The 20,652-nt window shown below is 67.6% G+C and carries 14 protein-coding genes; 10 read left to right on the forward strand and 4 right to left on the reverse strand.

Translation table 11 applies throughout. The features are described 5' to 3' along the window. Positions 1-31 precede the first annotated feature (31 nt). Positions 32-1,528, forward strand: a complete 1,497-nt coding sequence (locus QZ670_RS07375) for a replicative DNA helicase (RefSeq protein WP_294253535.1) — start codon at positions 32-34, stop codon at positions 1,526-1,528. Positions 1,529-1,658: 130 nt separating this feature from the next. Then, on the forward strand, positions 1,659-2,279 hold the full coding sequence (locus QZ670_RS07380) for an FRG domain-containing protein (protein ID WP_294253538.1): 621 nt from the start codon (positions 1,659-1,661) through the stop codon (positions 2,277-2,279). 25 nt (positions 2,280-2,304) lie between these two features. Here QZ670_RS07380 and QZ670_RS07385 read toward each other — a convergent pair whose 3' ends face one another. Next, positions 2,305-2,997 (reverse strand): VIT family protein, encoded by a 693-nt coding sequence (locus QZ670_RS07385; RefSeq protein WP_294253541.1) that lies wholly within the window; start codon positions 2,995-2,997, stop codon positions 2,305-2,307. 224 nt (positions 2,998-3,221) lie between these two features. Then, on the reverse strand, positions 3,222-4,586 hold the full coding sequence (locus tag QZ670_RS07390) for an MFS transporter (RefSeq protein WP_294253544.1): 1,365 nt from the start codon (positions 4,584-4,586) through the stop codon (positions 3,222-3,224). Between the two features lie 131 nt (positions 4,587-4,717). Between QZ670_RS07390 and QZ670_RS07395 the strand changes: the two genes are divergently transcribed. Then, positions 4,718-5,851 carry a glycosyltransferase gene (locus QZ670_RS07395; protein WP_294253547.1) on the forward strand — a complete coding sequence of 378 codons (1,134 nt, stop codon included), beginning with the start codon at positions 4,718-4,720 and terminating at the stop codon, positions 5,849-5,851. 90 nt (positions 5,852-5,941) lie between these two features. Further along, entirely contained in the window at positions 5,942-7,345 is a 1,404-nt protein-coding gene (locus QZ670_RS07400; protein ID WP_294253549.1) for a nitronate monooxygenase, read from the forward strand. 132 nt (positions 7,346-7,477) lie between these two features. Here the strand turns inward: QZ670_RS07400 and QZ670_RS07405 are convergent, their stop codons facing one another. Then, positions 7,478-8,476 (reverse strand): D-glycerate dehydrogenase, encoded by a 999-nt coding sequence (locus QZ670_RS07405; RefSeq protein ID WP_294253551.1) that lies wholly within the window; start codon positions 8,474-8,476, stop codon positions 7,478-7,480. A gap of 73 nt (positions 8,477-8,549) precedes the next feature. Here QZ670_RS07405 and QZ670_RS07410 point away from each other — a divergent pair, with 73 nt between their 5' ends. Continuing rightward, a complete protein-coding gene (locus QZ670_RS07410; RefSeq protein ID WP_294253553.1) occupies positions 8,550-9,032 on the forward strand; it encodes an SH3 domain-containing protein in 483 nt (160 codons plus the stop codon). A 192-nt stretch (positions 9,033-9,224) separates the two neighbouring features. Here QZ670_RS07410 and QZ670_RS07415 read toward each other — a convergent pair whose 3' ends face one another. Then, positions 9,225-10,412 carry an acetyl-CoA C-acyltransferase gene (locus QZ670_RS07415; RefSeq protein WP_294253555.1) on the reverse strand — a complete coding sequence of 396 codons (1,188 nt, stop codon included), beginning with the start codon at positions 10,410-10,412 and terminating at the stop codon, positions 9,225-9,227. 145 nt (positions 10,413-10,557) lie between these two features. On the opposite strand from QZ670_RS07415, the gene QZ670_RS07420 reads away from it, so the two are divergent. From QZ670_RS07420 to QZ670_RS07440, 5 genes are all read left to right on the forward strand, one after another. Beyond that, entirely contained in the window at positions 10,558-11,361 is an 804-nt protein-coding gene (locus QZ670_RS07420; RefSeq protein ID WP_294253557.1) for an A24 family peptidase, read from the forward strand. 206 nt (positions 11,362-11,567) lie between these two features. Beyond that, positions 11,568-12,014 carry a MarR family transcriptional regulator gene (locus QZ670_RS07425; protein WP_294253560.1) on the forward strand — a complete coding sequence of 149 codons (447 nt, stop codon included), beginning with the start codon at positions 11,568-11,570 and terminating at the stop codon, positions 12,012-12,014. 75 nt (positions 12,015-12,089) lie between these two features. Then, complete coding sequence (locus QZ670_RS07430; protein ID WP_294253562.1) at positions 12,090-14,129, forward strand: malate synthase G; 2,040 nt, start codon at positions 12,090-12,092, stop codon at positions 14,127-14,129. 103 nt (positions 14,130-14,232) lie between these two features. Further along, positions 14,233-16,431: a BamA/TamA family outer membrane protein gene (locus QZ670_RS07435; RefSeq protein ID WP_294253564.1), complete on the forward strand. Its 2,199-nt coding sequence runs from the start codon at positions 14,233-14,235 to the stop codon at positions 16,429-16,431. Next, the gene (locus QZ670_RS07440) at positions 16,431-20,648 is read left to right on the forward strand and encodes a translocation/assembly module TamB domain-containing protein (RefSeq protein ID WP_294253566.1); all 4,218 of its coding nucleotides are present in this window, start codon (positions 16,431-16,433) and stop codon (positions 20,646-20,648) included. The genes QZ670_RS07435 and QZ670_RS07440 overlap by 1 nt, the downstream gene beginning before the upstream one ends. Positions 20,649-20,652 lie beyond the last annotated feature (4 nt).

Here is a 20,652-nt window from a genome sequence, read left to right on the forward strand (position 1 = left end):
CCGTCGCCGCCGCATTGGAGGATGAGGCGGCATGGCACAGCCGATCCCTTTCCCCACCCAGGAGCCCCAAGAGGGCCTCAGCCTCCCCCAGAATGTCGAGGCGGAAGCAGCGCTGCTCGGCGCGATGATGATCGACAACCGAGTCGCGGAAGACGTCCTCCAGAAGATTCGACCCGAGCATTTCTTCGAGCCGCTGCACGGCCGCATCTATGAGCAGATCGCGCATCTGGTCGGCGACAACCGCCTCGCCACCCCGGTGACGCTGCGCCCGCTGTTCGCCAACGATCCGGCGATGAAGGAGCTGGGCGGCCCGGCCTATCTCGCCCAGTTGACCGGCAACCCGGCCAGCCTGATCGGCGCGCGCTCGTTCGCCGACCAGATCTACGATCTCGCCCAGCTCCGCGCGCTGGTCGATGTGGGCCGCGGCATGGTGGAGGGCGCGCTCGACACCAGCCAGGACATCAACCCCTCCAAGCAGATCGAGCAGGCCGAACTCCGCCTCTACCAGGTCGCCGAGCAGGGCGATTCGGAAGCCGGCGTGAAGTCCTTCACCCGCGCCGCGACGCTCGCGGTCAAGCAGGCCGAGAAGGCGATGAACTCGGGCGGCGGCATCTCGGGCATCACCACCGGCCTCAGCGACCTCAACGCCTCGACCGGCGGTTTCAACCGATCGGACCTGCTGATCCTCGCCGGCCGCCCGGGCATGGGCAAGACCTCGCTCGCGACCAACATCGCGTTCAATGCCGCCAAGCGCTGGATGGACGATCTCGACGCGGGCATCGCCGAGGAGAAGTCGATCGGCGCGCCGGTGGCGTTCTTCAGCCTCGAAATGTCGGCCGACCAGCTGGCGATGCGTATCCTGTCCGAGCAGGCCGAGGTCGTCTCGGAAAAGCTGCGTACCGGCCAGCTGAGCAATGCCGAGTTCCAGAAGTTCGCGCGCGCCGCGGGCGATCTGGAGCGGCTGCCGCTCTATATCGACGACACGCCCGGCCTCACCATCGCGGCGCTGCGCACCCGCGCGCGGCGGCTCAAGCGCCAGCACAAGATCGGCATGGTGATCGTCGACTATCTCCAGCTGCTCACCGGATCGGCCAAGGCCTCGGGCGATGGGCGCGTGCAGGAAATCTCGGAGATTTCGCGCGGCCTCAAGACGCTGGCCAAGGAACTCCATGTCCCGGTGCTGGCGCTCTCCCAGCTGAGCCGCGCAGTGGAAAGCCGCGAGGACAAGCGCCCGCAGCTCTCCGACCTTCGCGAATCCGGCTCGATCGAGCAGGACGCCGACATCGTGCTGTTCGTGTATCGCGACGAATATTATCACGATTTCAAGGCGCCCACGAAGATCCCCGACGGCACCGAAACCGCCGAGGAGCGCATGGCCTATGAGGAATGGCAGGCGCGCCAGCTGGAAGTGGCCAACAAGGCGACGGTGATCATCGCCAAGCAGCGCCATGGTGCTACGGGCTCGGTGCATATGCGCTTCGACCGGCAGTTCACCAAGTTCAGCGATCTGGCGCCGGAGGGGTATTGATAAGGGCGCTTAGTCGGGCGGAAGTATTACTCAAAGCCGTAGTGCAGATTGGGTTGACCTCGATTCTGCATGCCTAAAGAGGGGTTTTATCGTGGAGAGGCTGAGTGGCTGGGATGTGATCCGAGACTTCATGGATCAGCTCGCCATATATGGAAAATCGGGTGCCATATACCGCGGGCAGGCGAGGAAGGAGTGGACCGTCATCCCGTCGGGATATCGTGATGCTTCCAAAGGTGTCACGAATACTGCGCGATTGGATGATTGGAAGTGGCGCGCCGCCCGATTTGCATCGCCTTTGCCTCAGGACGATGTCGAGTGGCTCGTCATGGCTCAGCACTATGGCTTAGCGACTCCGCTGCTAGACTGGACTACTAGTCCGCTTATTGCCCTATTTTTCGCTTGTGAGGGATATGAACATATCGGTCATGATGGGTGCGTCTGGATTAGCGATCTTGATCAGTTTGATATTGCCTACAACACGTTGTTGATAAGTCCGTTTGGCGAACGGAAAAAGCCTTTTGCTATCAACGGCGTTGGCCGAAATGTTAGGTCGACGGCGCAAGATAGTATCCTTACGCTTCACGCTGCCTCTGACCCAATGAATTTTCGGCATGATCAAATATTTTTAGTGCCGAGTGGCCTGAAAATTGATGTAATGAATGAACTATCTAAGTTAGGGATATCTGCCGATCGTCTTCTTTATGACATAAATCATCTGGTTTCGGCCATAAAGGCCGGGTATAAGTACTAGTTAATCGTCTGATTGGCATTTTAATTCAAACGCTCGTCCCCACAAGCCGCCCAATCCCGGCGGTCAGCGCCATCGCCAGCGCGCCCCAGAACACCACCCGCACCACCGGCTTGAGCGGCTTGGCCCCGCCGGTGATCGCGCCCAGCGCGCCGAGCAGGGCGAGGAACAGGATTGATCCCGCCGCTTCGCCCGCCGCCATCCAGCGCATCGGCAGCAGCGCGGCGAGCAGCAGCGGCAGCGCCGCGCCCGCCGTGAAGGTCGCCGCCGAGGTGAGCGCGGCGACCACCGGCCGCGCGGTGGTCATTTCGGTGATGTGCAGCTCGTCGCGGGCATGGGCCTCCAGCGCATCATGCGCCATCATCTGCTCGGCCGCCGCCTTGGCCGTCGCGGGATCGACGCCGCGGCCGACATAGATGGCGGCCAGCTCGGTCAGCTCGGCCTCGGGCGTGGTGGCGAGTTCCAGCCGCTCGCGGGCGAGGTCGGCGCGTTCGGTATCGGATTGCGAGCTGACCGAGACATACTCGCCCGCCGCCATCGACATCGCCCCCGCGACCAGCCCCGCCACGCCCGCGACGAGCAGCGCCGGCCGCTCGGCGCCCGAGGCGGCGACCCCCAGGATCAGGCTTGCGGTGGAGACGATGCCGTCATTCGCCCCCAGCACGGCGGCGCGCAGCCAGCCGATCCGGGCGACGAGATGCTGTTCGCGGTGTGGGCGCATGGGGTTCCTCCGGCGATGGTCTCGCGGAGAGGATGGGGCGGGGCTCCGGCACGGGCAATGGGGGACATCCCGTGGGTGTAGCGGGAGGGGCGGTTGATGGCCTTTCCACCGTCATCCCGGCGGAAGCCGGGATCCATTCGCCACTCCGCCGCTGCAGAAGCCGGTACGGAGACCCAAATGGATCCCGGCTTTCGCCGGGATGACCGCTAGAGGGGAGCGGCGGCTCAATCCTTCAGCGTCAGGAACGCGGTCACGCCTGCCGCCACCGCCAGCGCCGCGCACACCAGCGCCGCGACATGGAACCCGCCGACCAGCGCCGCGCCGGTCTGCGACAGCACCGCGCCGGCCAGCGCGGTCGCGACCAGCCCGCCGGTCCGCGCGATCGCGCTGTTGAAGCCCGAGGCCGTCCCCGTGAAGCGATCGTCGACCGAGGCAAGCACCGCCGTGGTCAGCGGCGCCACCGCGCCGGCCATGCCCAGCGACAGCACCAGCATGCCCGGCAGGATGCTCGTCCAGTAGCTCGCCTGCGGGTCCGCGCCGGAGAGCAGCCAGAAGCCGAGGCCGGTCACGATCGGCCCGATCGAAAGCGGCCAGCGCCCGCCGATCCGCGCCGCCAGCCGCCCGGCGAAGCGCGAGGAGACGCCGATCACGATCGAGAAGGGGAGCAGCGCCAGCCCTGCCTGTGCGGGCGGATAGCCGCCGCCGACGATCAGCAGATAGGGCAGCAGCAGGATCAGCCCGCCGAGCGCGCCATAGAGCAGCAGCGTCAGCACGGTGAGGCCGACAAAGGGCAGCGACCCGAACAGCGCCAGCGGCATCATCGCGCGCTCGCCCAGCCGATGCTGGTGGAGCACGAACCCGGCCAGCAGCGCCACGCCGCCGAGCAGGCCGATGGTCGATTGCGTGGAGACCGCATGGCTGCTCGACCAGAGGGTGAGCGCCCAGGTCAGACTGCCCAGCCCGGCGGTGGCGAGCGCCGCGCCCAGCCAGTCGAGCCCGCCCTTGCCGCGCGGGCTCTCGGGGACGAAGCGCCAGGCGATAGCGATCGCCGCGGCGGCTACGGGCAGGTTGAGGTAGAAGATCGCGCGCCAGCCGACCGCGTCGACCAGCCAGCCGCCGAGCGGCGGGCCGACCGCAGAGGCGATCGCGCCGGCTGAGGCCCAGGTGCCGATCGCGCGCCCGCGTGCCTCGCCGTGGAAGCTGCTGCCGAGCAGGCCGAGGCTGTTGGGCATCAGGATCGCCGCGCCGATCCCCTGCAGCGCCCGCGAGGCGAGGAGCAGATCGGTGCCCTTCGAAAGCGCGCAGCCGAGCGAGGCCAGCGCGAAGATCGCCACGCCCAGGATCAGCATCCGGCGGCGACCGAAGTAGTCGCCGGTAGCACCCCCGAACAGCAGGAGGGCTGAAAGCGGCAGCAGATAGGCGTTGATGATCCAGGGCAAGGTGGCGGGATCTGCGGCGAGCGTCCTGCCGATCGTCGGCAACGCGACATTGGTCACCGATCCGTCGAGAAAGGCGAGGCTGGAGGCGCACATGCACGCCGCGATGATCCAGCCGCCGTTACGCGGGGCGGGCGGGGCGGTGTCGCTCATCGGCGGGTCTGGCGCTGCATGGCGCCGGCTCTAGCGGGGCGGGCGGGCAAGGGCCAGCCAGTGCCGTGGTATCGCACCCTCGCATCCTAACGGATGACGCCGCCGCAATCGCCCGCTACACCCCGGCCCCCATGTCGATCCACATCCTCCATCTTCATTCGACCTTCGCGCTCGGCGGCAAGGAAGCGCGGGCGGTGCAGCTGATGAACGCATTCGGCGATCGCGCGCGGCACACCATCGTCTCGGCGATGCCCGACCAGCTCGGCGCCCGCGAGGCGATCGACAAGCACATCAAATACGAGGTCGCGCTCGACCCGCCGCCGCTCAGCGGCAAGCCCTCGGTCAAGCGCTACGAGCAGATCGCGCGCTTTATGCGCCGTTTCGATCTGGTGCTCACCTACAACTGGGGCGCGATCGACGGGGTGATGGCGGCGCGGGTGTTCGGCAAGGGCCTGCCGCCGATCATCCACCACGAGGACGGGTTTAATGCCGACGAGGCGGAGAAGCTGAGCACCGTCCGGAACATGTATCGCCGAATGGCGCTGCCCGCCGCCAATGCGCTGGTCGTGCCTTCGGAGAAGCTTGAGCAGGTCGCCACCAAATTCTGGAAGCAGCCGGCCGAGCGGTTGGTCCGCATCGCCAATGGCGTGCCGACCGCGCGCTACACCGGTCAGCTTGATCCTTCGCTGCTGCCGATGCTGGAGAAGCGCCGCAAGGGCGAGGTGTTCATCGGCTGTCTCGCCGGGCTGCGGCCGGTGAAGGACCTGCCGATGCTGGTCCGTGCCGCGGCGGGCATGTCCTCGCGCTTCAAACTGGTGATCCTGGGCGAGGGGCCCGAGCGCCAGGCAATCCTCGACCAGGCCGAGGCGATGGCGATCGAGGACCAGGTGTTCCTGCCCGGCTTCATCGCCAATCCGCATCGCTATCTGGGGCTGTTCGACATCTTCGCGCTCTCCTCGAAGAGCGAGCAGGCGCCCGTGTCGGTACTGGAGGCGATGGCGGCGGGGCTGCCGATCGTCGCGCCGCAGGTAGGGGATATTGCGGCAATGGTGTCCGAACCCAATCACACGTATCTTTCGGCGGACCGCACCGAAGTGTCGTTGCGGGATCGGCTCGACATCCTGGCGCAGCATCCGGACGAACGGAAGCGGCTGGGCGAGGCGAACCGGCTGCGGGTTGCGGCGTTGTATGACGAGGCCGAGATGGTTTCGGCCTATGCGCGGCTCTATGCCCAGGCGATGGGACGGGCGGGCGCGCTCGGCTAAGGCTGGGTCGAGACCGGGCGGCGTTGATTTGTTACTCGCTTGTCGCAGCCAATCCGGCTAGCGTCGCGCGGCAATTTTTGTGGAGGCAATGTGTTCAAGGGTCTTTCGCCCATCAGCTATAACGGCCGGGAAGTCTGGCCGCTTGTCGAGGGCGGGAAGGGCGTCGCAGCGACCAACCATGCGAGCGCGGGGGCCTGGGCGGCCGCCGGCGGCATCGGCACGGTCAGCGCGGTCAACGCCGACAGCTATGACGCGGATGGCAAGATCATCCCGCAGATCTACCGTGCCCTCACGCGCCGCGAGCGCCATGAAGAGCTGATCCAGTACGCGATCGAAGGCGCCGTCCAGCAGGTCAAGCGCGCCTTCGAGATCGCCGGCGGCAAGGGCGCGATCAATATCAACGTGCTCTGGGAAATGGGCGGCGCACAGCGCGTCCTCCAGGGCGTGCTGGAGCGGACCAAGGGCATGGTGGCGGGCGTCACCTGCGGTGCAGGCATGCCCTACAAGCTCAGCGAGATCGCCGCGCACCACGAGGTGAGCTATCTGCCGATCGTCAGCTCGGGCCGCGCCTTCCGCGCGCTGTGGAAGCGGGCCTATTCCAAGGCGCAGGAATGGCTGGCTGCGGTGGTCTATGAGGATCCCTGGCTCGCCGGCGGGCATAACGGCCTGTCGAATGCCGAGGACCCGCGCGCCCCGCAGGATCCCTATCCGCGCGTCAAGGCGCTGCGCGAGGTGATGCGCGAAGGCGGGCTGCCGGACAGCGTGCCGATCGTGATGGCCGGCGGCGTCTGGTATCTGCGCGACTGGAACGACTGGATCGACAATCCCGAGCTGGGCGCGATCGCCTTCCAGTTCGGCACGCGTCCGCTGCTGACCAAGGAAAGCCCGATCCCCGATGGTTGGAAGGCCAAGCTGATGGAGATCGAGGAAGGCGACGTGCTGCTGCACCGCTTCTCCCCGACCGGCTTCTATTCGAGCGCCGTCCGCAATCCGTTCCTGCGCCATCTCGAAGCGCGCTCGGAGCGCCAGATTCCCTATTCGACCGAGGCGGCGGGGGATCACACCTTCCAGCTCGACGTCGGCGTGAAGGGCAAGAATTTCTGGGTGACGCGCAACGATCTGCTGCGCGCGCGCGAATGGCATGGCCTGGGCTTCACCAGCGCGCTGAAGACGCCGGACAACACGCTGGTGTTCGTGACGCCCGAGGACCAGCAGATCATCCGCAAGGACCAGGCCGACTGCATGGGCTGCCTCAGCCAGTGCCAGTTCTCTTCCTGGGCGGATACCGAGACCAACTCGACCGGCCGCCTGGCCGATCCGCGCAGCTTCTGCATCCAGAAGACGCTGCAGGACATCGCCCATGGCGGCGATACCGATCAGAACCTGATGTTCGCCGGCCACGCCGCGTACAACTTCAAGCGCGATCCCTTCTATTCGAACGGGTTCGTGCCGACGGTGAAGCAGCTGGTCGACCGGATCCTGACCGGGGATTGAGGGACGCGCTTCTAAGCCCCTCCTCCTTGGAGGACGGGTTGGGGTGGAGGGATTCCAGAACGCTTGTTGGTCTCTATCGAGACACTGCCCCACCCCAAACCCCTCCCCTGAAGGGGAGGGGCTAAGTTTAGTCTACAACCATCCCTCGAACACCTGGTCCGGCGGGCGGTGTCCGTCGGCCCAGCTGCGGATATTGGCGATGACCTTCATCCCCATCGCCTCGCGCGCCTCGAACGTCGCCGAGCCGAGGTGCGGCAGCAGCACGACATTCTCCAGCGCCATCAGGCGCGGATCGACCCTCGGCTCATCGACATAGACGTCGAGTCCTGCCCCGGCGATGCGGCGTTCCTGGAGCGCCGTCACGAGCGCTTCCGGATCGACGATCTCGCCCCGCGCGGTGTTGACCAGCCAGGCGCCCGGGCCGAGCAGGTCGAGCCGCCGCGCGTCGATCAGCCCGTTGGTGGTGGCGGTGTGCGGGGTATGGATCGTCAGGATGTCGATCGCTTCAAGCATCGCATCGAGATCGTCGTGATAGGTGGCGCCGAGCTGGTGCTCGAGCACCTCGTGAACACGGTGCCGCCCGTGATAATGGATCTGCAGCCCGAAGGCGCGCGCGCGCTGGGCGACGGCCTGCCCGATCCGGCCCATGCCGAGGATGCCGAGCTTGCGCCCGCCGATCCGGTGGCCGCGCATGCTGGTCGGGCTCCAGCCGCGCCAGGCGCCCGAGCGGACCAGCTTGTCACCCTCGACCAGCCGACGCGGCACCGCGAGGATCAGCGCCATCGTCATGTCGGCGGTGTCGTCGGTCAGCACGCCCGGCGTATTGGTGACGATGATGCCGCGTGCGCGCGCCGCCTTGAGGTCGATATGGCCGACGCCTGCGCCATAGTTCGCGATCAGCCGCAGTCGGTCGGGCGCGGTGGCGAGCAGGTCGGCGGTGATGCGGTCGGTGACCGTGGGGACCAGCACGTCCGCGTCAGCCATTGCGGCGGCGAGCATGGCGGTGTCCATGGGCGTGTCGTCGGGATTGGGGACCGAGTCGAACAGCGCCGCCATCCGCGTCTCGCTGGCTTGCGGCAGCGCGCGGGTGAGGATCACCCGGGGGCGGGACGGTCGCTTGGGATCGGCCATGGCAAAGGATTGGCCGGTGGCGCGGATACAGTCAACGGTTGAAGCGCGGGGCCGGCTGGTCGATAGACGCGGCATGCAGCAGCGGCGTTTCTCGATCGGTATCGCAGCCCTGGCGCTCGTCGCCCTGGCCACCCCCGCGCATGCGGAGCGCAAGCCGCCTTATTATGCCTCGCTCAAGGCGAGCAAGGCGCGGATGCGCACCGGGCCGGGGCGCAACTATCCCACCAACTGGTTCTACCAGCGGCGCGGGCTGCCGGTGAAGGTGCTCGCCAGCTATGGTGCCTGGGTGAAGGTGCGCGATCCCGATGGCGCGGAGGGCTGGATGCAGGCCAATCTGCTCGACGACAAGCGAACCGCCATCGTCGCGGGTGGCATCGCCGAGCTGCACAGCAGCCCCTCGGGCGATTCGCACATCAGCTGGCGCGCGGCGCCGGGCGTGGTCGGCAAGATCAGCGCGTGCAGCGGCGGATGGTGCTGGTTCGATGCAGGCGGCCGTGCCGGCTATGTCGAGCAGGCGCGGGTCTGGGGGACCGAGCCGGGCGAGACAGTGCGGTGATTCCGCACGCTTAGCCCCTCTCCTTCATGCGCATCAGGTCGGCGCTGCCCCCGGCGGCGCCTGAACAGTGCGGGGCGCTGCTCACCTGATGCGGGGTTGGGGTGGGGCATAGTCTCACCGAGACCAACACGCGTTCTGGAATCCCTTCACCCCCAACCCCTCCTCCAAGGAGGAGGGGCTAGAAAAATTGCATTAATCCATCAGTTCCACCGCGACCGCGGTCGCTTCGCCGCCGCCGATACACAGCGAGGCAAGGCCGCGCTTCTGGCCCTTGGTCTCCAGCGCCGAGAGCAGGGTCGCCAGAACCCGAGCGCCGCTCGCGCCGATCGGGTGGCCGAGTGCACAGGCGCCGCCGTGAATGTTCACCGCATCATGGGCGAGGCCGAGTTCCTGCATTGCGATCATCGTCACGCAGGCGAAGGCTTCGTTGACTTCGAACAGGTCGACGTCGCCGGTCTCCCAGCCTGCCTTTTCCAACGCCTTCCGCATCGCGAACACCGGTGCGGTGGTGAAGCGTGCGGGCGCATGGGCATGGGCGGCGTGAGAGACAATCCGGGCGATCGGCGTCAGCCCCAGCTTCTCGGCCACCGAGGCGCGGGCCAGCACCAGCGCCGCCGCGCCGTCCGAGATCGACGAGGCATTGGCCGCGGTGATCGTGCCGTCCGTGGCGAAAGCTGGCTTGAGCGTCGGGATCTTGGCCGGATCGGCCTTGGTCGGCTGCTCGTCGAGCCCCACCATCACCACGCCCTTGCGGCCCTGCAGCTCGACGGGAACGATCTCGCGATCGAACGCGCCGCTGGTCTGCGCCGCCTTGGCGCGTTCGAGGCTGGCGATGGCGAAGGCGTCCTGCGCCTCGCGGGTGAACTGATATTCCTTGGCGGTTTCCTCTGCGAAGCTGCCCATCAGGCGGCCGGGCTCATAGGCGTCCTCCAGCCCGTCGAGGAACATATGGTCCTTGAGCACGTCATGCCCGATCCGCGCGCCGCCGCGATGGCGCATCGACAGATAGGGCGCGTTGGTCATGCTCTCCATGCCGCCGGCGATCAGCAGGTCGACCGAGCGGGCCGCGAGCGCCTCGGCCGCCATGATGGTCGCCTGCATGCCCGATCCGCACATCTTGTTGATCGTCGTCGCCTCGATGTGCTGCGGCAGCCCGGCCTTGAGCGCCGCCTGGCGGGCAGGGGCCTGGCCGAGCCCGGCAGGGAGCACGCAGCCCATATAGATGCGCTCGATCGCGTCGCCCTTGAGCCCGGCGCGCTCCACCGCGGCGCCGACCGCGGTAGCGCCGAGATCGGTGGCGGAAGCTTCGGCGAGGCTGCCCTGGAAGCTCCCCATCGGCGTGCGGGCGTAGGACAGGATGACGATGGGGTCGGCGGACATGCAGGTTCCTCTCAGATGTTTGGCGCCGATCTAGGGCGTCGGCGGCGGGTTTGCAAAAGCCGGGACGTTCCCGCAGGAAGAGTGCCGTGCGTACAGCTAGCCGACCTCCTCGAATGCGACGCCTCGTTCGGCGTGCGATGCCCGCATGACACCGCTGGAATTCTGGGGATGGCCGATCCTGCTCGGCGTGCTGGGCGCGGTGTTCGGCAGCTTCATTGCCACGATCGCGATCCGCTGGCCCGAGGAGCGGGGCGTCGGCCGCGGGCGCTCGGCCTGCGATTCCTGCGGCACCCCGCTGGGTGCGGCGGAACTGGTGCCGGTGTTCAGCTATCTCGTGCAGCGGGGGCGGTGCCGCCATTGCTCGGCTCGCATTGCGCGCAGCCACTGGCTGACCGAGGTCGTGGGGCTGGCGATTGGCGGAATCGCGGGGCACGCCGCGCCGGGCGTCGAGGGTGTCGCGGGCGCAGTGTTCGGGTGGTTGCTGCTGGCGCTGGCAGCGCTGGATCTTGCGGCCTTCTGGTTGCCGAACGGGCTCAATGCCGCGCTCGCCGTCGTCGGGCTTGGCGTCGGAGCGACGGGCGTCGGCGCGCTGCTGCCCGAGCGCGTGATCGGCGGGATCGTGGGCTTCGCGGTGCTGTGGCTGGTGGCGCGGGGGTACAGGGCCTTGCGCGGTCGGCAGGGATTGGGCGGGGGCGACCCCAAGCTGTTCGGGGCGATCGGCTGCTGGCTCGGCTGGGACAATCTGCCAATGGTGCTGCTCGCGGCAAGCCTGATCGGGCTGACGGTGGTGGTGGCGATGTTGATGGCGGGGCGACACGTGCGGCCAAGCGACCGTCTGCCTTTTGGGGTGATGCTGGCGCTGGGGGCCTGGGTTGTTTGGCTCGTCCCGCAGCTGGTGTCGCCGGCGGGTCCGCCCGCCATCCTGCAGCTCTCGTCGATCGGGCATTGAGGGTCGGGGTCAAACAGTACAAAAAAAAAGGCCGCCCCGGAAGGGCAGCCTTTGAAAGTCTTAGGAGAGGATGCCTGAAAGGCCTGATCTTTCTGCACCGCGGGGGCATCTGCTGCAAGTGCGAACTGTTACCGGTATCATTGCAAAAAATGCAACCTGCCAGCGTTGTCACATGCGTAAAGGTTAACCAGGTGTTAGGGGGCTAGATGACCGCGTTGAAACTGAACGATTTTCTTCCGTATCGGATGTCAATCGCATCCAACGCGGTGTCCGACGCGGTGGCCACCGCGTATCGCAACCTTTTCGGCTTGCGCATCCCGGAATGGCGTCTCGTCGCGGTGCTGGCCGAGGGCGGTGCAATGAGCCAGCAGGCGCTGTGCGGCCGGACTAGGATGGACAAGGTGACGGTGAGTCGCGCCGCGATCGGCCTGGTCGAGCGCGGGCTGATCGCACGTGCGGCAAATCCGATCGACCAGCGCTCGCACCTCGTCGCGCTCACGCCCGAGGGGTGGCAGCTGTACGAGCAGGTCGCGCCCAAGGCGCTCGAGCTGGAGCGGCGGCTGTTCGCCAGCTTCTCCGAGGACGAGAAGGCGCAGCTCGCGGCGATGCTGGCGCGGATCGAAGCGGCGGCTACGGCATTCGACGGGGGTTGATCGCGCCGCCCGGCCTCGCGTAAGCAAGGCGAGCCCTCCCCAGGCGTGTAGCGAAGAACCGCAAGGAGGACTCCGTTGACTGACTATGCCGATCGCGCCGGACTGCAGGTTGCCACGTCGCTGGTGCGCTTTGTCGAGGAGGCGGTGCTGCCGCCGCTCGGCATCGATGCGAACGGGTTCTGGGCGGGCACGGCGGCGATCTTCGCCGAGCATGCGCCAGCGAACCGCAAATTGCTGGCCAAGCGCCATGCGCTGCAGGCAGCGATCGATGCACGTCTGGAGAGCGGCGCGACCGCGGACGAGGCGTTTCTTCGCGAGATTGGCTATCTGGTGCCCGAACCGGCGCCGTTCGCCATCGCTACCAGCCATGTCGATGCGGAGATCGCGACGCTGGCCGGGCCGCAGCTGGTGGTGCCGGCGCTCAACGCCCGCTTTGTGCTCAACGCGGCTAATGCGCGCTGGGGCAGCCTGTACGACGCGCTATACGGCACCGATGCCATCCCTGGCGTCGCAAGCCCCGGCGGCTATGACTCGGCGCGCGGTGCGCAGGTGATCGCCTGGGCGCGGGCGTTCCTCGATCAGGTGCTGCCCTCCGCCACCGAGATCGGCAGCACGGCGGAGGGCGCCCGGCAGACGATCTATTATCGTGGCGCCAACGGCTTGCACTTCGCGATCGTGCGCGATCCGGCCCATCCGATCGGCCGCGACGATCCCGAGCACGTCGCCGATGTCCTGCTTGAATCGGCGCTCACTGCGATTATCGACCTCGAGGATTCGGTGGCCGCGGTCGACGCCGAGGACAAGGTGCTCGGCTATGCCAACTGGCTCGGCCTGATGCGCGGCGATCTGGCAGAGACGTTCGAGAAGAACGGCCGGAGCCTCACGCGCACGCTGGCCTCCGATCGCGTGTTGGCCGACGGGACCATATTGCCCGGACGCGCGGTGCTGCTCGTCCGCAATGTCGGGCATCTGATGACCACGCCTGCGGTGCTGCTGCCCGATGGCAGCGAGGCGCCCGAGGGCATTCTCGACGCGATCATCACCGGCGCGGTCGGGCTGCACGACGTGAAGGGGCTGGGGCGCCATCGCAACAGCCGCACAGGTTCGATCTATGTCGTGAAGCCGAAGATGCACGGGCCGGAGGAATGTGCCTTTGCCGACGGGCTGTACGGCGCGGTCGAGGGGCTGCTCGGCCTCGCGCCCGACACGATCAAGATCGGCCTGATGGACGAGGAGCGGCGCACCTCCGCCAACCTTGCCGCGTGCATCCATGCGCTGAGGGACCGGCTGTTCTTCATCAACACCGGCTTCCTCGACCGTACCGGCGACGAGATCCACACCAGCATGCGCGCCGGCGCGATGGTGCCCAAGGGCGAGATGAAGGCCGCACGCTGGATCGCCGCGTACGAGGCACGCAACGTGCGAATTGGGCTCGATTGCGGGCTGGCGGGGCGCGCGCAAATCGGCAAGGGCATGTGGGCGGCGCCCGATCGCATGGCGGACATGCTCGCGCAGAAGGGCGCGCATCCCAAGAGCGGCGCGTCCACCGCCTGGGTGCCAAGCCCCACTGCCGCGACGCTGCACGCCACGCATTACCACCAGGTCGACGTCGCAGCCTGCCAGCGGGCGCTGCCGGCCGAGGTGCCGCCGCTCGCCGATCTGCTGACCGTTCCGCTGGCGGAGGGACGCAACTGGAGCGCGGAAGAGATCGAGCGGGAGCTGGACAACAACGCCCAGGGCATTCTCGGCTACGTCGTCCGCTGGATCGACCAGGGCGTCGGCTGCTCCAAGGTGCCCGACATCCACGACATCGGGCTGATGGAGGATCGCGCGACGCTGCGCATCTCCTCGCAGCACATCGCCAACTGGCTGCTCCACGGGATCGCCACGCCCGACCAGGTCGACGCGGCGCTGCGCCGTATGGCGGCGAAGGTCGATGCGCAGAATGTCGGCGATCCGCTGTACCGGCCGATGGCCGGACACGAGGCGCAGAGCCTTGCCTTTCAGGCGGCGCGCGCGCTGATCTTCGAGGGGGTCGAGCAGCCGAGCGGCTATACCGAGCCCTTGCTGCACCGCTTCAGGGCACGCGCCAAGGCGCTCGAAGCTTGCGTTTGATCGCAAGCGTTGCTTGGAACGACAGAAGCGGGGAGCCAAATCGGCATCGAACCGTTACGGAAGCGGGAGGGCCGGATGCAATCGCGGCTCCCGAAGGAGGCGCGTGAGTAAAGGGGTTCGGGTGGTTTGGGTCGCGGCGCTGGCCGGGGCGGGGTTCGTGCCAGCACTTGCGCATGCCCAGCTGAACGAACCCAAGCCGGGGCAGGGTGCGCCGCAATCTGCTCAGCAGGCCCTGCAGGAGACGACCACCACCGATCCGCAGCAGGCCGCGCCGATCGTCACCGACAAGGCGTTCGAGGAAGCGCTGCCCAAGCTGAGCGACGACATCAACGCGCCCCTGGAGCCGCTCGGCAATTTCCAGAAGCCTGCAGCCGCGGCGCCGAACGCTAGACCGTCGATCACGCCGACCCCGCCTGCCACGCCAGTTCAGCAGGCCCCGGTGTCGATCGACGAACAGGGCTTCGCGCCGGCAGGGCCGGAGGCGCCCGAAATGGCGGCGCCGTTGCCGTCGCTTTCCGAGTTCAAGGTCGACCCGGTCGCCGACGTTGCCGATGATAGCGAGAAGGCCCCGACCATCCGCTACACCACGGAAGTGGACGGCCTCGCCGAACTACGCCTGGACGATGAATTCCGCAGCCTATCCGCGCTTCAGCACGGCAAGGGCAAGGCGGCCAACGCCGCGATGGTCACCGCCCGCGCCCGCGAGGACGAGAAGCTGGCGCTGCGGCTGATGAAGTCGCTCGGCTATTATGACGGCACCGCGACGTCCACGATCGCGCAGAACCCGCCCAATTCGGGCAACCTCCGCGCGACGATCGTCGCCTCGCCCGGCAAGCTCTATCGCCTGGGCTCGGTCCGGATCGAGAGCGATCCCACCGTTCCGCCCGGGCTGCTCGACCGCGAGCTCAACCTCAACCCGGGCGATCCGATCCAGGCCGATCGCGTGCTCGGCGCCGAGGCCAATGTGTCGCTGCGGATGCCGCAGCAGGGCTATCCTTTCATCGAGCTCGGCCAGCGCGACATCGTGCTCGACGACGCCACCCACACCGGCGACTACACGCTGCCGGTCACGCTCGGCCCGCGCGCCAGCTTCGGTGAGATCCAGACAGCCGGACGCCGGCAGGTGTTCACGCCCGAACATATCAATATCTTCCGCCGCTATCGCGAGGGGCAGATCTACGACAGCCGCAAGGTCGACGATCTGCGTCAGGCGCTGATCGCGACGGGATTGTTCTCCACCGTGTCGGTCGAGCCGCAGCGCACGGGCAAGCCTGGCCCGGACGGCACCGAGCAGGTCGATCTGCTGGTGCGGCAGGTTGCGGGCAAGGCGCGCACGCTGGCGGGCGAACTCGGTTACAGCACCGGGCAAGGGGTCAAGGCGCAGGCGAGCTGGGCGCACCGCAACCTGTTCCCGCCCGAAGGTGCACTCACCGTCAGCACCATCCTCGGCACGCAGGAGCAGGCGCTGACCACCACCTTTCGCCGCTCCAACGCCGGCAAGCGCGACCGCACCTTCCTGCTCACCGCGTCGCTCAACCACCAGGATTATGACGCGTTCGAGGCGTTCACCAGCACCCTGTCTGCCCGCATCTCGCGCGATTCCACGCCGATCTGGCAGAAGCGCTGGACCTATTATTACGGTGCCGAGCTGGTCGGCTCGAACGAGGACCGGTACAATTTCAACCTCGGCAAGCGCGATCGCGGTACCTGGCTGATCGCCGCGATTCCGACCTTCCTCGGCTATGATACCTCGGACGACCTGCTCAACCCGACCCGCGGCTATCGCATCAAGGGCAATCTGAGCGCGGAAACGTCCGTGCGCGGGTCGGTGCGGCCCTATGCGCGGGCGATGCTGGAGGTGGACGGCTATTACCCGGTTACCAGCAGCATTGTTCTTGCGGGTCGGGTGCGGGCGGGCTCCATCAGCGGCGTGTCGCGCGACGATCTGCCGCCCTCGCGGCGTTATTATGGCGGCGGCGGCGGATCGGTCCGCGGCTTCGGCTATCAGGAGCTCGGTCCCCGTTCTCCCGACGACAAGCCGGTCGGCGGCCGCTCGTTCAACGAGTTCGGGATCGAGGCGCGCTACCGCTTCGGCAATTACGGCGTCGTGCCCTTCCTCGATGCCGGCCAGGTCTACGAGGGCACCACGCCGACCGGCCGCAACCTGCGCTTCGGCGCAGGCATCGGCGGGCGGCTCTACACCAATTTCGGCCCGCTGCGCATTGACGTGGCGACGCCTATCGCACGCAAGAAGGGCGAGTCGAAGATCGCGCTCTACATTTCGATCGGACAGGCATTCTGATGGTGGACGACGTGCCTGAAACCGAGACCGTGACGGTCGTGCGTACCGGCAAGCCGCTCTGGGTGAAGATCGCCCAGTGGGTGGCGCTGGGGCTGATGTCCCTCGCCGCGCTGGCGGGGCTGGCGGTGCTGGGGCTGGATACCCAGCCCGGGCGGCGGCTGATTGCGGACCAGCTTGCCCGGCTCAAGCTGGAATCCGGCCTCGGTTTCCGTATCGGCCGGATCGACGGATCGATTTATGGCGGCATGGTGCTGCGGGACGTGCGGGTAAGCGACACCAAGGGCGTGTTCGCCACCGCGCAGGAGATCAAGCTCGACTGGCGGCCGCTCTCCTATCTCAAGAACCGCATCGATATCCGCAACTTAGAGAGCCCGGAAATCCGGCTCGCGCGGCTGCCCGAGCTCAAGCCGTCGGGCGATCCCAACGCGCCGCTGCTGCCCGACCTCAACATCGATATCGCGCGGCTCAATGTCGCACGGATCGACATCGCGCCGGCGGTAGACGGCCAGCGGCACATCGCGCAGCTGCGCGGTTCGGCGCATCTCTCGGAAGGGCGTGCGCAGGTGATCGCCGATGCGGGTACGATCGCCGCGCGCGGCGTCGCCGGCGGCGACCGGGTGACCCTGAAACTCGACGCGGTACCGGCAGCCAATCGGCTCGACATCGATCTGCGGTTGAACGCCCCCAAGGGCGGCCTCGTCGCCGGTCTCGCCAAGCTGCAGGCGCCGCTGGTAGCGACCGTGCAGGGCGCCGGCGACTGGAAGCACTGGGCCGGCAAGGGCGTCGCGACGCTCGGCGGCGGCAGCCTCGCCGATCTCGACGTGACAGCCGACAATGGCCGCTTCCAGATCCGCGGCATGACGCATCCCGGGCTGTATATGCAAGGTCCGGTCGAGCGGCTGACCGCGCCCGGGCTGCGGCTCGACACCGATTTCCGCTGGGCCGACCGCAAGGCGGACGGCGTCATCAAGCTCAAGTCGGATGCGCTCTCGGCGCAGGCGCAGGGCCTGGTCGATCTCGGCAACAACCAGTTCCACGGCGTGCATGTCGATGCGCTGCTGCTCAAGCCGGGCACGATTGCGCCCAAGCTGGTCGGCCGCTCGGTGCGCGCCTCGCTGGCGCTCGAAGGCGCCTTCGCGACGCCGATGGTCGACTACAAGCTTTCCGCCGGCGCGATTGGGTTTGGCGAGACGGTGGTCGAGCAGCTTTATGCCGAGGGCCGTGCACGCGTGGATTCGGATCGTATCCTGGTGCCGGTGCGCGCCAAGGCGGCGCGGGTTTCCGGGCTGAACGCCGCGGCGGGCGGCCTCGTCACCAACGTCACGGTGAACGGCGACATTGCCATCTCGGGCAGCCGCATCCTTTCGGACAACCTCCGGCTGAAGTCGGACAAGATCGACGCGACCGCCATCGTTGCCGCCGACATGGCCACGGGTCGCTATACCGGCGCGCTGAAGGGGCGGATCAACGACTATACGGTCGCCGGGGTCGGCGTGGTCGATCTCAACACCGATGCCGAGCTCTACACCGCCCCCGGCGGCGGCTGGGGCATTCGCGGCAAGGTCGCCGGGCGCACGCGCAAGCTGTTCAACGAAGGCGTCCGCAACTTCCTGGGCGGCAACACCGTCGCATCGGCGCGCCTCAATCTCGATCCCAAGGGCGTGATCGGCATCGCAGACGTGCGCCTGAAGGCACCGCAGTTCCGTGTGCTGCGCGGGCAGGGGACCTATGACCCTGCTGGCGCGATCCGGCTCACCGCGGACGCGGTCTCCGATCAGTACGGCCCGCTCAGCGCCCGGGTGACGGGCACGCTCAACGCGCCGCAACTGCTGCTGCGCGCGGAGAAGCCGGGGCTCGGCGTGGGGCTTGCCAAGGTCGAGGCCAAGGTGGTCGGGCGCGGCGATGCCTATGCGGTGGCCGCCACCGGCGACAGCAATTACGGCCCGTTCAACGCCGATGTGCTGGTCCGTACCGGCAAGGCGCTCGCGATCCAGGTGAACGCTGCGCGCTTCGCCGGCATGGACATTGCCGGCCAGCTGCAGCAGACGCCGGCCGGTCCGTTCGCCGGCCAGCTGACCTTCCGCGGGTCGGGCGTCGACGGCCTCGCCACGCTGGGTGCAGAGGGCAAGTTCCAGCGCGCGGACGTGCGGGCGACCGCGGCCAATGCCGCCATCCCCGGCGTCGCCGAGCTGACCATCGGCCGCGCCATCGCCAATGCGAGCATCGTGCTGGCAGACCAGCCGCAGGTCGTCGCCGACGTGCAGATCGCCAACCTCAAGCGCGGCGAGTTCCTGCTGCGCACCGCGCGCGCCAAGATCGACTATCGCGGCGGCAACGGCACCGTGCAGGCAGTGGCCAGCGGCTCTTCGGGCGTGGCGTTCGACGTCGCCCTCAACGGCCGGATGACGCCGAGCCTGTGGACAGCGGCGCTGCAGGGCCAGGCCAGCGGTGTCAAGTTCCGCACGCCCCAAGCCGCGCGGATCGCGATCGAGAACGGCACCTATCGCCTGCTCCCGACGCAGATCGACTTCGACCAGGGCAGCATCCGCCTTGCCGGACGCTATGGCGACGGCACGGTGCTCCAGGCGCGGCTCGACAAGCTCGACCTGGCGATCATCAACGCCTTCGTCCCCGATCTCGGCATCGGCGGTACTGCAACCGGCAGCCTCGACTTTGCCCATACTTCCGCGGAGGCGTTCCCTAGCGCCGACATGCGGCTGGAGATCGACGATCTCACCCGCTCCAGCCTCGTCCGCGTCTCGGCGCCGGTGCACATCAGCATGGTCGGCAAGCTGCTGCCCGATGGCGGTGACCTGCGCGCGCTGATCCGGCGGGGCGATGCCACGATCGGTCGCGTCGTCACGACGCTACGGCCGCTCGGCGCCGGGGCGGGCACGTGGACGGAGCGGCTGATGGCCGCGCCGCTCTCCGGCGGCATCCGCTACAACGGCCCTGCGGCGCTGCCCTTCGCCTTTGCGGGGCTGCCCAACCAGCAGCTCACCGGCGCGATTGGCATGGCGGCGGACTTCAGCGGCCGGGTGGATCGCCCGCAGCTCAACGGCGTCGTTCGTGCCGACAATCTGACCTATGACAACGAAGGCACCGGCACGCGGCTGACCAACCTCAAGATCGACGGCCAGTTCTCCAACGACGCCTTCGTGCTCAACCAGGCGACCGCGCGTGCAGGCGACGGCAGCGTGAGCGCCAGCGGCCGGGTCGGCCTGTCCTCGGCCGACGGCTTCCCGATGGCGATCAACGTCAAGCTCGACGATGCCCGGCTGGCGCGCAGCGAAGCGCTGGGGGCGACGGCGAGCGGCACGCTCACCATCACCAAGAGCGCCGACGTCCAGAAGATCGAAGGCCAGATCAACATCCCGGAGGCGAACTACCAGATCATCCGCCAGGGCGCGGCGGAGATCCCGGAACTCACCGGCGTGCGCCGCAAGGGCGATGTCGATCCCAACCAGCAGGCACAGACGAAAAAGCCGGCGCGCGCCTTCGGCAACTTCGACCTCGCGATCCGCGTCCGCGCCGACAATCGCCTGATGGTGAGCGGCATGGGGCTGGAGTCCGAATGGCAGGCGAACATCACGATCGGCGGCACCACGCTCAATCCGCAGATCCGCGGCACGATGGAGGTGGTGCGCGGCACCTACAGCTTCGCCAGCCGGCGGTTCGAGCTGACCAAGGGCATCATCAGCTTCCAGGGCGCGGAGCTGACCAACCCGACGATCGACATTTCGGCGAACACCACGGCGGAGGGCGTCACGGCGATCCTCAACATCACGGGTACGGCGCAGAAGCCGCAGATCGCCTTCACCTCCAATCCGGCGCTGCCGCAGGACGAGGTGCTGTCGCGGCTGTTCTTCGGCACCAACGTGACCAACCTGTCCGCAACGGAGGCCATCCAGCTGGCCGCGGCGCTCAACTCGCTGCGGGCCACCGGCGGCGGGCTCAACCCGCTCGGCCAGTTGAAGTCCGCGACGGGCATCGACCGGCTGCGCGTGCTCGGCGCCGACGACACCACCGGTCGCGGCACCTCGCTTGCCGCGGGCAAGTACATCACGAACAACATCTATATCGAGATCATCACCGATGCCCGCGGCTTCACCGCAACGCAGCTGGAGGTGTCGCTGTCGCGGGCGCTGAGCGTGCTCTCGCAGACGAGTTCGTTCGGCGGATCGGGTGCGACGCTGCGCTACTCGCGGGATTATTGAGGTG

Origin of the sequence: uncultured Sphingomonas sp. (assembly GCF_913774285.1) — a bacterium.
Classification (GTDB): Bacteria; Pseudomonadota; Alphaproteobacteria; order Sphingomonadales; family Sphingomonadaceae; genus Sphingomonas.